The organism is Agromyces ramosus (assembly GCF_030817175.1).
In the GTDB taxonomy this organism is placed as follows: Bacteria; Actinomycetota; Actinomycetes; order Actinomycetales; family Microbacteriaceae; genus Agromyces; species Agromyces ramosus_A.
Genome location: NZ_JAUSYY010000001.1, coordinates 2,851,930 through 2,863,695 on the forward strand (window position 1 = coordinate 2,851,930; position 11,766 = coordinate 2,863,695).

An 11,766-nucleotide genomic window follows, 5' to 3' on the forward strand; every position below is an offset into this window, starting at 1 on the left:
ACTACCATTCCCGTAACGTACGGTCGCAATCGCATCAGGAGGTCGCCATGAGCATGACGCTCGATGAACTGCCCGCCGTCTCCGAGTGTTCGGTCACCGGATGCTCCTACAACGACCATTCGCACTGCCACGCCGCCGCCGTGACGATCGGCGGCTCGATCGGCGATGCCGAGTGCGCGACGTTCATCCCACTCGGCATCAAGGGCGGGCTCGACAAGGTGATCTCGCACGTCGGCGCGTGCCAGCGGTCGGAGTGCATCCACAACTCCTCGCTCGAGTGCACCGCGCCATCCGTGCGCGTCGGGCCGGGCGCCGTCGACGCCGACTGCCTCACGTACGAGCCGGCCTGAGCCCCGAACTCGACGCCCCGGTCCTGCGCGATGCGCAGCACCGGGGCGTTCGTGCACCCCGGCTACGCCGCCTTCGCGACGGTCAGGTCGCGCACCTGCGCGAGCGCGCCCGCCCACGGGATGAGCTGGTCGAGCTGCGTGGCCAGCATGCCGGCGTGGTACTCGGCCGGCGTGAAGACGGAGTAGTTCTCGAAGTCGGTCATGAGTGAGAACGAGACCTGCTGACGCACGTCGGCGACCTGGAGCTCGCCGAGGATGAGGCGCAGGTGCTCGGCCGCGCGGGTGCCGCCGGCGCTGCCGTAGCTCACGAGCCCGGCGGCCTTGTTGTTCCACTCGCCGTAGACGAAGTCGATCGCGTTCTTCAGGGCACCCGAGGTGGAGTGGTTGTACTCGGGTGTCACGAAGATGTAGCCGTCGAACGAGTCGACCTTCCGTGCCCACGCCTTGGTGTGCGCGTTGGCGTACTGGCCCATGCTCGCCGGCACCGCCTCGTCGAGGTGGGGCAGCGCGAAGTCGTTGAGGTCGACGAGCTCGAACTCGGCGTCGGTTCGCGTCGACGCCTGATCGAGCACCCACTTCGCCACCTGGTCGCCGACGCGACCGGGTCGTGTGCTGCCGATGATGATGCCGATCCTGATTTCGGACATGTGAGTCCCTTCCCGAACGAAGTAGTTGACGCGTCATCATAACTCAGGAAGATGACATGTCAACTAAATGCCGGTATGCTGGAGGCATGTCAGAAGTGTCCGAAGTCGACGAGTCCGAGTGGGAGCTGTTCTCGGCGTTCGCGACGATGTACACCGAGCTCATGCGCGAGTTCGATCGCCGCCTCCAGCGCGATGCCGGCATCTCGCAGGGCGACTACGGCGTCATGCTCACGCTGTTCCGTGCCCCCGACCGCCGCCTCCGCCCGGGGGCGCTCGGCGAGGCCCTCGGCTGGGAGAAGAGCCGCCTGTCGCATCAGCTCACGCGCATGGCCGCGCGCGGACTCGTCGAGCGCGTCGAATGTGACACCGATGGGCGGGGCACTTGGGTGCTGCTCACCCGCGACGGCCGGCGCGCGCTGCTCGGCTCGATGCGAGACCACGCCGCGGCCATCCGCACGCTCTTCCTCGACGTGCTCGAACCGCACGAGAAGCGGGCGATCGCAGATGCCTCGGCACGCGTGCTCGAGCGGCTGAACGAGCCGGCGGCGCTCCGGGCCGGCTGAGCGCGTGCGCCCGCCGGTTCTGCTCTGAGCGGATCGACCTGTCGCCGACCGCACGTCGCGGGCTACCCTCGGGGCATGGGCAAGGTCGTCGAATTCCCGCCGCAACCGGGCTCGCCTGAGCCGAAGCCGCTCGCGAAACCGCTCTGGCGACATGTCGCCGGCGGGGTGCTGCGCACCGAGCGGCTCGAGCAGGGGCGCATCCTCACCGAGGTCGCCGCGACCGCCGGCGTCTCGCCGCAGTACCTCTCCGAGGTCGAGCGCGGCCGCAAGGAGCCATCGTCGGAAGTACTCGGCTCGGTCGCCCAGGCACTCGGACTCGACCTCGTCGACGTCGTCGCCCGCGTCGCCGGGCGACTCGGCGCGGCTCGCGACGACGAACGCCGCTCCGAGCGCGAACGTGAGCTGGTGCGGCGTCGCCCGACCGCGCCGTTCGGCGCAGCGGCACCGGCTCCGGGGCATCCGCTCGATCTCACCGCACCCGCCGACGCGCACTCCCTGTCGGTGATCACCGGCACCGGCACCGGCGTGTCGAGCGCCGAGGTGTTCCTGCTCGTCGCGTGACCGAATCGGCCCACCCGCGCGTCGTCGTGCTCACGGGGGCCGGCATCTCCGCCGAGAGCGGGGTGCCGACGTTCCGCGACGCCGGCGGCCTGTGGGAGGGGCATCGCGTCGAAGACGTCGCGACGCCAGAGGCGTTCGCCCGCGACCCCGACACGGTGCAACGCTTCTACGACGCGCGACGTCGTGCCGTGGCATCCGTCGTCCCGAATGCCGCACACCTCGCGCTCGCCCGGCTCGAGCGTGCGCTCGGCGACGGGCTGCTCCTCGTGACGCAGAACATCGACGACCTGCACGAGCGGGCCGGATCCCGCCGCGTCGTGCACATGCACGGCGAGCTGTCGTCGGCGCTGTGCGGGTCGTGCGGTCGGCGCTCGCCGGTGCCCGGCGACCTCGTCGAGCAGCCGGCGTGCCCGGCATGCGGCGAGCGGATGCTCCGCCCCGACGTCGTGTGGTTTCGGGGAGCGGCCCTACGACCTCGACGTGATCGAGGCGGCGCTCGAGCGGTGCGAGCTGTTCGTCGCGATCGGCACCTCGGGCGCGGTCTACCCTGCGGCGGGCTTCGTGCTCGTCGCCGCCGAGTACGGCGCCCGCACGCTCGAGCTCAACCTCGCCGAGAGCGAGATCACGCCGCTCTTCGACGAGACGCGGCTCGGGCCGGCAAGCGTGCTCGTGCCCGAGTGGGTCGACGAGCTCACCTGATCACCGCGACTACGCGAGCGCCGCGGCCATGCCCGCACCGACCGGCACCCGCGAGGTCAGCACGTGGTCGGCGAGACCGTACTCGACCGCCGCTGCGGCGGGCAGGATGAGGTCGCGGTCGGTGTCGTGACGCAGGGTCACGGCATCTCGTCCGGTGTCGGCCGCGAGCGCCGCCTCGAGCTCGGCGCGGACCCGCACGACCTCGTCGGCGTGGATGATGAGGTCGGGGATCGTGCCGCGCCCCTGCGTCGAGGGCTGGTGCAGGATGACCCGGCCGTGCGGCAGGATCGAACGCTGGCCCTTGGCCCCGCCGGCGAGCAGCACCGCGGCCGGCCCGCCGGCCTGGCCGACGCACGTCGTCGCGACATCCGGCCGGATGTGCTGCATCGTGTCGTAGACCGCGAGCGCCGCGCCGGGCGAGCCGCCGGGGGAGTTCAGGTAGAGGCTGATGGGCAGGTCGTTCGACTCCGACGCGAGGTGCAGGAACTGCGCGATGAGCACGTTCGCGACGCCGTCGTCGATCTCGGTGCCGAGGTAGACGATGCGCTCGGAGAGCAGCCGGCTGTAGACGTCGAGCGAGCGCTCGCTGTTGCCGCGCTTCTCGACGACATAGGGAATCGTGTAACTGGTCATGCCGGGACTCGCAATCCGGTCTGGGGGTGCACGACCCCCGGGTGCATCTCGCCGAAGCCGTCGGCGACGCGGTCGATGAAGCCGTAGTCGACGGCCTCGCCCGCCGTGTACCAGCGGTCGCGCAGCGAGTCCTCCGCGAGGCGTTCGACGGGCTGGCCGGTGAACTCCGAGACGAGTCCGAGCACGGTGTCGCGGGTGTAGCGCAGGTCGTCGGCCTGCAGTTCGACGTCGACCGCGGTGCCGCCGATGCCGGCGGAGCCCTGGTGCATGAGGATGCGCGCATGGGGCAGCGCGAACCGCTTGCCCTTCGTGCCCGCAGACAGCAGGAACTGGCCGGCGCTCGCCGCGATGCCGACGGCGATCGTCGACACGTCGTTCGGGATCGACCGCATGACATCGGCGATCGCGAGCATCGCCGACACCGAGCCGCCGGGGGAGTTGATCCAGAAGCGGATGTCGCGGCGTGGGTCGTCGGCGGCGAGGGTGACGAGCTGCGCGATGAGACGATTGCCGCCCTGCTGGTCGAGCTCGTCGCCGAGCACGATGATGCGTTCGTGGAAGAGCCGCCTCGTCAGCTCGGCGTCGATCGGATGGATCGGTGGGGTCTCGTGATCGGTCATGCGACCAGCCTGCGCCGGGCGACGGCGTCGTGGGGCGGATGCCGCTCTGAGCAGCACTGCCCTCAGCGGAACGCCCTCGCACGACTCGTCGCCCCTCATCGCCCCCCGCGTCGCCCCCTCGTCACCCCAGTCGTCGCGAGAGTGCGCGTCGTGTCGGAATCGTCGCGGAATTCCGACACGACGCGCACTCTCGGCGTCGGGAGATGGGGAAGGCGGCGTCAGCCCGCGCGAGCGACCGCGGGGCCCTCGCTGAACTGGCACGAGGTCGCGGTGAGGCGCTCGTCGGGGTCGAGTCGCGTGAGCACCGCGCCGGCGATCTCGTAGAGCTGTCCGAGCTGCTCGGGGCTGAGCACGTCGAGCACGCTCGAGCGCACGGTCTCGACGTGACCGGGTGCGGCCTGGGCGATCAGGTCGAGGCCCGCGTCGGTGACGGTCGCGTTCGTGGCTCGGCGATCCTCGGGGCAGGGGAACCGGCGGATGAGCCCGCGCTCCTCGAGTCGCCGGGCGACGTGCGAGAGGCGGGGGAGTGTCGCGTTGGTGCGCGCGGCGAGCGCGGTCATGCGCATCGTGCGGTCGGGCGCGCCGGCGAGCGCCATGAGGGCGCCGTACTCGAAGTGCGTGAGGCCGGCGTCACGCAGGAGCTGCGTGTCGAGCGCGTTCGGCAGCAGTTCGGTGAGCGCGACGAGGCGCACCCACGCGGCCGACTCCTCGGTGCTCAGCCATCTCGTCTCACTGCTCATGCGTCGAGTCTAGCGCATTGGTTGACGCGACAACTGATTATCGCTAGAGTGTTGGTTGTCCCTACAAGTAATCGCGTCGAACGGCGCGTGGAGGAGAACCACACATGACCACCGTCAGCATCATCGGATCCGGCAACATGGGCAACGCGATCGGAGCCATCGTGGCCGCCGGCGGCAACACCGTCGAGTTCATCGGTCGCGACACGGCCGACACGATCAACGGCGACATCGTCGTGCTCGCCGTGCCGCACCCCGCGCTCGACGAGATCGTCGCGACCCGCGGCGCACAGCTCGCCGGCAAGATCGTCGTCGACATCACGAACCCGCTGAACTTCGAGACCTTCGACTCGCTCGTCGCGCCCGCCGACGGATCGCGGGCGAGCGAACTCGCCGAAGCGCTGCCCGAGTCCCGCGTGCTCAAGGCGTTCAACACGAACTTCGCCGCGACGCTCGCGACGAAGTCGGTCGGCGGCCAGCCGACGACCGTGCTCATCGCGGGCGACGACGACCTCGCCAAGCAGCAGCTCGCCGACGTCGTGCGTGCCGGCGGCGTCGCCGCGGTCGACGCCGGCCGCCTCGGCCGGGCGCGAGAGCTCGAAGCGCTCGGCTTCCTCCAGCTCACGCTCGCGGTGCAGGAGAAGACCGGCTGGGACGCCGGGTTCGCCCTCGTCTCCTGACGATCAGGCGATGCCGCGCAGGTACCTGAGCTGCGCTCGAACGGATGCCTCGGCTGCGCTTCGCACCGAGGCATCCGTGTCGAAGTACACGACGTCGGTGACCGCCTCGGTCGACGCGTCGTCGCCGAGCTGGCGCAAGGCGCCGCGCACCTGCTCGAGACGTTCGGCACGGTGGGTGAGATAGGCGTCGCAGACCGCCGTGAGATCGGGCAGCACCGGACCGTGTCCGGGGAGCACCGTCGTGGGCCCCGGCGCGCCGAGCGCGCGGAGCCGGCCGAGCGAGTGGAGGTAGGGCCCGAGCGAGCCGTCGGGATCGGCGATGATCGTCGTGCCCGCGCCGAGGATGGTGTCGCCCGTGAGCACCGACCCGAAGTCGCCGTCGCCCGCGAGCACGAAGCACGCCGAGTCGGCGGTATGCCCGGGGGTGGCGAGCACGTGGATCTCGAGGCCGGCGGCCACGACGAGCTCGCTGTCGGTGAGTGGCTCGGCGGCGAAGCAGTGTACGGGGTCGATCGCGCGCACCGGGGCATCCGTCATGCGATGGAACGCGTCGAGCCCCTCGACGTGGTCGGCGTGGTGGTGCGTGACGAGCACGAGCTCGACCCGACCGGCGCTCGCGAGCCGGCTGAGGTGCCCGTGGTCGTCGGGACCGGGGTCGACGATGACGACACTGCTCGCGCCCGGCGCGCGCAGCACGTAGGAGTTCGTGCCGCCGAGGGTCATCGGGCCGGCGTTCGGTGCGAGCAGGAGCCGGGTGAACGGGGTGGCCTGCTCGCCGGGTGCTGCGGGCTCATCCATGCCCCGAAGTGTATCCACTCGGGCTGCCCGCCGGCCGGTACGCCGTCACGTGCGGGACGGTCGGTCGTGGGCGTCGCTGTGGGGCGTCCGAGCGTCCACCCCTCGCGCCGATCGGCCCCCGAACGCGTGTACTCCGCACCGGTGCGTGAGCGACCGGCGCGGCCTAGTCTGAGAGGCATGGACAGCGAGCTCGAATCCCTGACCGATCCGAAGGCGACCGGCTCAGCGGCAACCGTGGTGCTGTTGCGCGACGGCGAGCGCGGGCTCGAGGTGCTCCTCGCCGAGCGCCCCCACGACCGCGGCTCGTTCGCCGGAGCCTGGGTTTTCCCGGGCGGCGCGGTCGACCCGGCGGATGCCGCCGGCGGGGCCTTCGACTCCGAAGACGCCGCGCTCCGTGCCGCCGTGCGCGAGACGCGAGAGGAGATCGGGCTTGAGCTCGACCGCCGCGAACTCGTGCCCTTCTCGCGATGGACGCCGCCGAAGAACTCGCCGAAGCAGCTCACCACCACGTTCTTCGCGGTGCGCGTCCCCGAGGGCGAGATCCGGCCCGCGCCCGACGAGGTCGCCGCGGTCGAGTGGGTGCGCCCCGTCGACGCACTCGAACGGCACGCGGCCGGCAGCATGACCCTGTGGCCGCCGACGTGGGTCACCCTGCACGGCCTGGTGCACGCGGCATCCGTCGACGAGGCCCTCGCCGAGCTCCGCAGCGGCGAGGTGCGCCCCTACATCGCGAAGCGAAGCGACGACGGCCGCACCATCCTCTGGCAGGACGACGACGAGTACGACACCCCGCGTCGCCGAGGGTAACCAGCACCGGCTCGTCATGGACGGACTGCCCTGGGTCTACGTCAACACCCTCGGCGCCGGATGATCGCGTGACCGACGTCACGGTCGTCGGCAGCGGGCCCAACGGGCTCGTCGCGGCCGTCATCGCCGCCCGCGCCGGACTGTCGGTGCGCGTGCTCGAGGGTGCGTCCACGATCGGTGGCGGCCTGCGCACAGCCGAGCTCACGCTGCCCGGATTCTGGCACGACGTGTGCTCGGCGGTGCATCCGGCCGGCCTCGCGTCGCCCGTCTTCCGCAAGCTCGGTCTGCTCGACCGGGTCGAGTGGGTCGTGCCCGAGCTCTCGTACGCGCACCCGCTCGACGGCGGCCGCGCCGGACTCGCTTGGCGCGACCTCGACCGCACCGTCGAGGGGCTCGGCGCCGACGGCCCCGCGTGGCGCCGGCTGGTCGCGCCGCTCCTCGCGCGCTCGCGCGGCGTCATCGACTTCACGGGCTCGCAGCTGCTGCGGGTGCCGCGCGACCCGATCGCCGCACTCCGGTTCGGGCTGCGCTCGCTCGAGCAGGGCACCGCTCTGTGGAACACGCGCTTCCGCGGCGACATCGCACCCGCGCTCTTCACGGGCGTGGTCGCACACGCGGCCGGCGGCACGCCCACGCTCGCGTCGGCCGGTGCCGGGCTGCTGCTCGCGATGCACGCGCACGGCGCGGGCTGGGGGTTCCCCGTCGGCGGCTCGCAGGTGCTCGCCGACGCGCTCGCCGACGAGCTCCGCGCGCGCGGCGGCGAAATCGTGACGGATGTCCCGGTCACCTCCCTCGACGAGGTGAGCGATTCCCGCGCCGTCCTGCTCGACACCGCACCCGCGCTCCTGTTCACCGCCGACCTCCCGTCCGGCTACGCCCGCGCGTTGCGGCGCTACCGCTACGGTTCGGGCGTCGCGAAGGTCGACTTCGCCCTCGACGGACCGGTTCCGTGGGCGAACCCCGAGGTGGGGCTCGCGCCGACGGTGCACCTCGGCGGGTCCCGCGCCGAGATCGCGGCGGCCGAGAACGCCGTCGCACGCGGACACCAGCCCGGGATCACGAGCGGGGGCTCGGGCGGCGGGCCGGAGCATCCGTACATCCTCGTGACGCAGCCGAGCATCGCCGACCCCAGCCGCGCGCCCGCGGGCAAGCACGTGCTCTGGGCCTACACGCACGTACCCGCGGGCTCGACGCTCGACGCGACCGAGCTCGTCACCGCCGAAGTCGAGCGGTTCGCGCCCGGGTTCCGCGACCTCGTACTCGCGTCGGCGTCGAGCTCGGCGACCGAGCTGGCCGCCTACAACCCGAACTACGTGGGCGGCGACATCTACGCCGGCGAGCTGACGATGGCGCAGCTCGTGAAGCGGCCGGTCGTGTCGACGGCCCCGTGGCGCACGCCCGTCGACGGCGTCTACCTCTGCTCGAGCGCGACACCGCCCGGCCCGGCCGTGCACGGCATGAACGGGTGGTGGGCGGCGAAGCTCGCGCTGCGCGAGCGGTTCGGCATCGGCTGACAAGCCGGTTCCCCAGCACACGGGGTTCGGCGTAGCGTGTGGGCGTGGACTGGACCGGCTGGTTCGACGCGCACGACTACGAGATCGCTCGCCAGGTGCTGCAGCGCGGGGTGGCGGCGCTCGCCTTCGTCGCGTTCCTCTCGACGCTGAACCAGTTCCGGCCGTTGCTCGGCGAGCACGGGCTGCTGCCGGTTCCCGAGCTGCTGCGGCTCGCTCGGCGCCTGCGCGGCCCGAGCCTCTTCCGCTGGGGGTACTCCGACCGGCGGCTCGTCGCCGTCGCGGTGGCCGGGCTCGTGTTCGCGGCATCCGTCGTCATCGGACTCCCGCAGCTGGGCCCGCCGTGGGTGCCGCTCCTCGTCTTCCTCGCGCTGTGGGTGCTCTATCTCTCGATCGTGAACGTCGGCCAGACGTTCTACGGCTTCGGCTGGGAGATGCTGCTCTGCGAGGCGCTCTTCACCGTCGCGTTCCTCGGCTCGAACGACCAGCCGCCACCGCTCGCGGTCATCGTCGCGATCTGGTGGCTCGTGTTCCGCCTCGAGTTCGGGGCGGGCATGATCAAGATCCGCGGCGGCTCGGAGTGGCGCGACCTCACGGCGCTCACGTACCACCACGAGACGCAGCCGATGCCGAATCCGCTGAGCCGCCAGGCGCACCTGCTGCCGAGGTGGTTCCACAAGGGCGAGGTGCTCGGCAATCACTTCGCGCAGCTCATCGTCCCGTTCCTGCTCTTCGTGCCCGGGCCCGTGGGGTCGGCGGCCGCGACGGTGGTGATCCTCACGCAGCTCTGGCTCATCGTCACCGGCAACTTCGCGTGGCTCAACTGGATCACCGTCGTGCTCGCGGCATCCGCCATCACCGACCCGGCCTGGCACTGGCTCATCCCGGCGATTCCTGCGAACCTCGGCACGGATGCCTCGACCACGCCCCTCTGGTGGTTCGCCATCGTCGCCGCGGTGACGGTGCTGCTGCTCGTGCTGAGCGTGCGGCCCGTGCAGAACCTGTTCTCCCGGCGGCAGCTCATGAACGCGTCGTTCAACCGGTGGATGCTCGTGAACGCCTACGGCGCCTTCGGCACGGTGACGAAGCGGCGCATCGAGATCGTCGTCGAGGGCACCCTCGCCGAGACACCCGGCGAGGGTGCCGAGTGGCGCGAGTACGGCTTCAAGGGCAAGCCGGGCGATGTTCGCGCGGTGCCGCGGCAATGGGCGCCGTACCACCTGCGCCTCGACTGGCTGATGTGGTTCCTGCCGCTCGGGCGCATGTGGGAGCCGTGGTTCGAGGCGTTCCTGCTGCGGCTGCTCGAGGCGGATGCCCCGACGCTGCGCCTGCTCCGCAGCGACCCGTTCGGCGGCTCGCCGCCGCGCTGGGTGCGCGCCCGGGCCTACCGCTACCGCTTCGCGACCCGTGCGGAGTACCGCGAGACGGGCGAGCGGTGGGTGCGCACGCTGCAGGGCGACGTGATTCCGCCCACCGGCCTGCGTTGAGCGGCGGCAGCGCGGAGCGCGCGGCGGCGAGCTCAGTGCTCGTCGACGGCGGTGCTCTCCACCGGGCGGTGCTCCACGTCGTCGACGTGCGCCTGTGGCATGGCGAGGCCACCCGCGATCGTCGCGAATGCGGCGACGAGCACCGCGATGAACACCGCTGTCGATGCCGACTGGATCGCCACGGGGGAGTGCTCCCCGAGGCCCGAGCGGGCGATGACGCCGTTCGCGACGGCACCGAAGATCGCGACGCCAACGGCACTGCCGACCGAGCGGAGGAACATGTTGGCTCCGGTGACGACCCCGCGCTCGGTCCACGGCACCGACGACTGCGCCGCGATGAGCGTCGGGGAGGCGACGAGTCCCAACCCGAGGCCGACGATGAAGCACGCGAGCGCGGCCGTCCACGGATTCGGCGTGAAGGAGACGACCACGAGCGACGCCGCTCCGAGCACGGCGACCGCGAGGCCGATGAGCGCGGTGCGGCGGAAGCCGATGCGGAGGAACAGTCGGCCCGACTGCGAGGCCGCGATCGGCCAGCCGAGCGTGAGTGCGGCGACCGCGAGCCCCGAGATCAGCGGCGAGGTGCCCGCCGAGACCTCGAGGAAGGTCGGCACGTACGAGGTGAGGCCGATGAGCACGGCGCCGACGCCGAGGGAGATGAGCGACGTCGTCACGATGAGGCGCCGGGAGAAGAGCCAGAGCGGCAGCACGGGCTCGGCCGCACGCCGCTCGATGAGCGCGAACGCGACGAGCAGCAGGCCGCCGACGGTGAAGGCGGCGATCGACTGCCACGAATCCCACGCCCAGGCCTGCCCGCCCTCGAGCACCGCGAGGATCAGCAGCGTGAGCGCCACGGTCAGCACGGTCGCGCCGGCCACATCGATGCGGTGGTTCTCGCGGCCGACCTTCTCGTGGTACGCCCGGAGGAGCATCAGGGCCGCGATGACGCAGAGGGGGATGTTCACCCAGAAGATCCAGCGCCACGAGGCGAACTCCGCGAAGAGCCCGCCGAGCGTGGGGCCCAACACCGACGAGACGGCCCAGACGCTCGCGATGTAGCCCTGGACGCGAGCCCGCTCGCGAACGGAGTAGATGTCGCCGGTGATGGTGATCGAGACCGGCAGCACGGCACCGGCGCCGAGCCCCTGCACGGCGCGGAACACGATGAGCGAGGTCATGTCCCAGGCGAACCCGCACAGCACCGAGCCCACCAGGAACAAGCCGATGCCGATGAGCATGATCGGCTTGCGGCCGACGGTGTCGGCGAGCTTCGAGTAGACCGGCACCGAGACCGCCTGCGCGAGCAGGTAGATGGAGAAGAGCCACGGGAACTGCGCGAACCCGCCGATGTCGGCCACGATCGACGGCACCGCCGTCGCGAGGATCGTCGCATCGATCGCGATGAGCCCGGTCGAGAGCATCACCGCGATGAGCACGGGCCCGCGCTCGGAACGGAATCCGACGGCAGCCTGCTCGGTCACGTTCCTCCTCGTTCCGGGCGCGTCGAAGCGCGGCCCCACTGAAGGCCAACGCGTCGGGAGGGGATTCATTCCGCGAACGGCGAGCCGTCGAGCGCACGGATGCCTCGGCGCCCGCGTGGACGCAGGGGCATCCGTGTTCGGAACTCGCCGTGCCCGGCACGCCGCCGTGCCGCCCGCGCGCATTAGCGTCGG

At 71.5% G+C, this 11,766-nt stretch carries 14 protein-coding genes and 1 pseudogene; 9 read left to right on the forward strand and 6 right to left on the reverse strand.

Translation table 11 applies throughout. From position 1 onward, the window contains the following. Window positions 1–47: 47 nt before the first annotated feature. Complete coding sequence (locus QFZ26_RS13405) at window positions 48–350, forward strand: DUF1540 domain-containing protein (protein ID WP_307042904.1); 303 nt, start codon at window positions 48–50, stop codon at window positions 348–350. 62 nt (window positions 351–412) lie between these two features. Here the strand turns inward: QFZ26_RS13405 and QFZ26_RS13410 are convergent, their stop codons facing one another. Next, entirely contained in the window at window positions 413–997 is a 585-nt protein-coding gene (locus tag QFZ26_RS13410; RefSeq protein ID WP_307042906.1) for an NADPH-dependent FMN reductase, read from the reverse strand. An 86-nt stretch (window positions 998–1,083) separates the two neighbouring features. Here QFZ26_RS13410 and QFZ26_RS13415 point away from each other — a divergent pair, with 86 nt between their 5' ends. The 4 genes and pseudogenes from QFZ26_RS13415 (at window position 1,084) to QFZ26_RS13430 (ending at window position 2,820) form a co-directional block, all read left to right on the forward strand. Further along, window positions 1,084–1,560, forward strand: a complete 477-nt coding sequence (locus tag QFZ26_RS13415; RefSeq protein WP_307042908.1) for a MarR family winged helix-turn-helix transcriptional regulator — start codon at window positions 1,084–1,086, stop codon at window positions 1,558–1,560. Between the two features lie 75 nt (window positions 1,561–1,635). Then, the gene (locus tag QFZ26_RS13420) at window positions 1,636–2,121 is read left to right on the forward strand and encodes a helix-turn-helix domain-containing protein (RefSeq protein WP_307042910.1); all 486 of its coding nucleotides are present in this window, start codon (window positions 1,636–1,638) and stop codon (window positions 2,119–2,121) included. 62 nt (window positions 2,122–2,183) lie between these two features. After that, a pseudogene (locus QFZ26_RS13425) lies at window positions 2,184–2,522 on the forward strand (Sir2 family NAD-dependent protein deacetylase); the annotation flags it as partial. Between the two features lie 79 nt (window positions 2,523–2,601). Next, complete coding sequence (locus QFZ26_RS13430; protein ID WP_307045165.1) at window positions 2,602–2,820, forward strand: hypothetical protein; 219 nt, start codon at window positions 2,602–2,604, stop codon at window positions 2,818–2,820. Between the two features lie 9 nt (window positions 2,821–2,829). Here QFZ26_RS13430 and QFZ26_RS13435 read toward each other — a convergent pair whose 3' ends face one another. The 3 genes from QFZ26_RS13435 to QFZ26_RS13445 form a co-directional block, all read right to left on the reverse strand. Further along, window positions 2,830–3,453, reverse strand: coding sequence for a ClpP family protease (locus QFZ26_RS13435; RefSeq protein WP_307042912.1), 624 nt, complete (start codon window positions 3,451–3,453; stop codon window positions 2,830–2,832). Further along, window positions 3,450–4,073 carry a ClpP family protease gene (locus tag QFZ26_RS13440; protein WP_307042914.1) on the reverse strand — a complete coding sequence of 208 codons (624 nt, stop codon included), beginning with the start codon at window positions 4,071–4,073 and terminating at the stop codon, window positions 3,450–3,452. Before QFZ26_RS13440 ends, QFZ26_RS13435 begins: the two co-directional genes overlap by 4 nt. Window positions 4,074–4,291: 218 nt before the next feature. After that, window positions 4,292–4,813, reverse strand: coding sequence for a MarR family winged helix-turn-helix transcriptional regulator (locus QFZ26_RS13445; RefSeq protein WP_307042916.1), 522 nt, complete (start codon window positions 4,811–4,813; stop codon window positions 4,292–4,294). Between the two features lie 104 nt (window positions 4,814–4,917). On the opposite strand from QFZ26_RS13445, the gene QFZ26_RS13450 reads away from it, so the two are divergent. Further along, entirely contained in the window at window positions 4,918–5,490 is a 573-nt protein-coding gene (locus tag QFZ26_RS13450) for an NADPH-dependent F420 reductase (protein ID WP_307042918.1), read from the forward strand. Window positions 5,491–5,493: 3 nt separating this feature from the next. Here the strand turns inward: QFZ26_RS13450 and QFZ26_RS13455 are convergent, their stop codons facing one another. After that, window positions 5,494–6,288, reverse strand: coding sequence for an MBL fold metallo-hydrolase (locus QFZ26_RS13455; protein ID WP_307042920.1), 795 nt, complete (start codon window positions 6,286–6,288; stop codon window positions 5,494–5,496). Window positions 6,289–6,465: 177 nt separating this feature from the next. Between QFZ26_RS13455 and QFZ26_RS13460 the strand changes: the two genes are divergently transcribed. The 3 genes from QFZ26_RS13460 to QFZ26_RS13470 all read left to right on the forward strand — a co-directional run bounded on the left by QFZ26_RS13460 (window position 6,466) and on the right by QFZ26_RS13470 (window position 10,093). Further along, window positions 6,466–7,095, forward strand: a complete 630-nt coding sequence (locus tag QFZ26_RS13460; protein WP_307042921.1) for an NUDIX hydrolase — start codon at window positions 6,466–6,468, stop codon at window positions 7,093–7,095. A 68-nt stretch (window positions 7,096–7,163) separates the two neighbouring features. After that, window positions 7,164–8,609, forward strand: a complete 1,446-nt coding sequence (locus QFZ26_RS13465) for a phytoene desaturase family protein (RefSeq protein WP_307042923.1) — start codon at window positions 7,164–7,166, stop codon at window positions 8,607–8,609. 44 nt (window positions 8,610–8,653) lie between these two features. After that, entirely contained in the window at window positions 8,654–10,093 is a 1,440-nt protein-coding gene (locus tag QFZ26_RS13470) for a lipase maturation factor family protein (RefSeq protein WP_307042925.1), read from the forward strand. 32 nt (window positions 10,094–10,125) lie between these two features. Here the strand turns inward: QFZ26_RS13470 and QFZ26_RS13475 are convergent, their stop codons facing one another. Then, complete coding sequence (locus tag QFZ26_RS13475) at window positions 10,126–11,514, reverse strand: MDR family MFS transporter (protein WP_307045079.1); 1,389 nt, start codon at window positions 11,512–11,514, stop codon at window positions 10,126–10,128. Window positions 11,515–11,766 lie beyond the last annotated feature (252 nt).

Bases quoted from the DNA above. Each gene is read 5' to 3' on its own strand.
- QFZ26_RS13460 (WP_307042921.1), top strand. From the start codon at position 6,466: ATGGACAGCGAGCTCGAATCCCTGACCGATCCGAAGGCGACCGGCTCA.
- QFZ26_RS13445 (WP_307042916.1), bottom strand. From the start codon at position 4,813: ATGAGCAGTGAGACGAGATGGCTGAGCACCGAGGAGTCGGCCGCGTGG.
- QFZ26_RS13405 (WP_307042904.1), top strand. From the start codon at position 48: ATGAGCATGACGCTCGATGAACTGCCCGCCGTCTCCGAGTGTTCGGTC.
- QFZ26_RS13415 (WP_307042908.1), top strand. From the start codon at position 1,084: ATGTCAGAAGTGTCCGAAGTCGACGAGTCCGAGTGGGAGCTGTTCTCG.
- QFZ26_RS13450 (WP_307042918.1), top strand. From the start codon at position 4,918: ATGACCACCGTCAGCATCATCGGATCCGGCAACATGGGCAACGCGATC.
- QFZ26_RS13410 (WP_307042906.1), bottom strand. From the start codon at position 997: ATGTCCGAAATCAGGATCGGCATCATCATCGGCAGCACACGACCCGGT.
- QFZ26_RS13455 (WP_307042920.1), bottom strand. From the start codon at position 6,288: ATGGATGAGCCCGCAGCACCCGGCGAGCAGGCCACCCCGTTCACCCGG.
- QFZ26_RS13420 (WP_307042910.1), top strand. From the start codon at position 1,636: ATGGGCAAGGTCGTCGAATTCCCGCCGCAACCGGGCTCGCCTGAGCCG.
- QFZ26_RS13475 (WP_307045079.1), bottom strand. From the start codon at position 11,514: ATGCTCTCGACCGGGCTCATCGCGATCGATGCGACGATCCTCGCGACG.
- QFZ26_RS13440 (WP_307042914.1), bottom strand. From the start codon at position 4,073: ATGACCGATCACGAGACCCCACCGATCCATCCGATCGACGCCGAGCTG.
- QFZ26_RS13435 (WP_307042912.1), bottom strand. From the start codon at position 3,453: ATGACCAGTTACACGATTCCCTATGTCGTCGAGAAGCGCGGCAACAGC.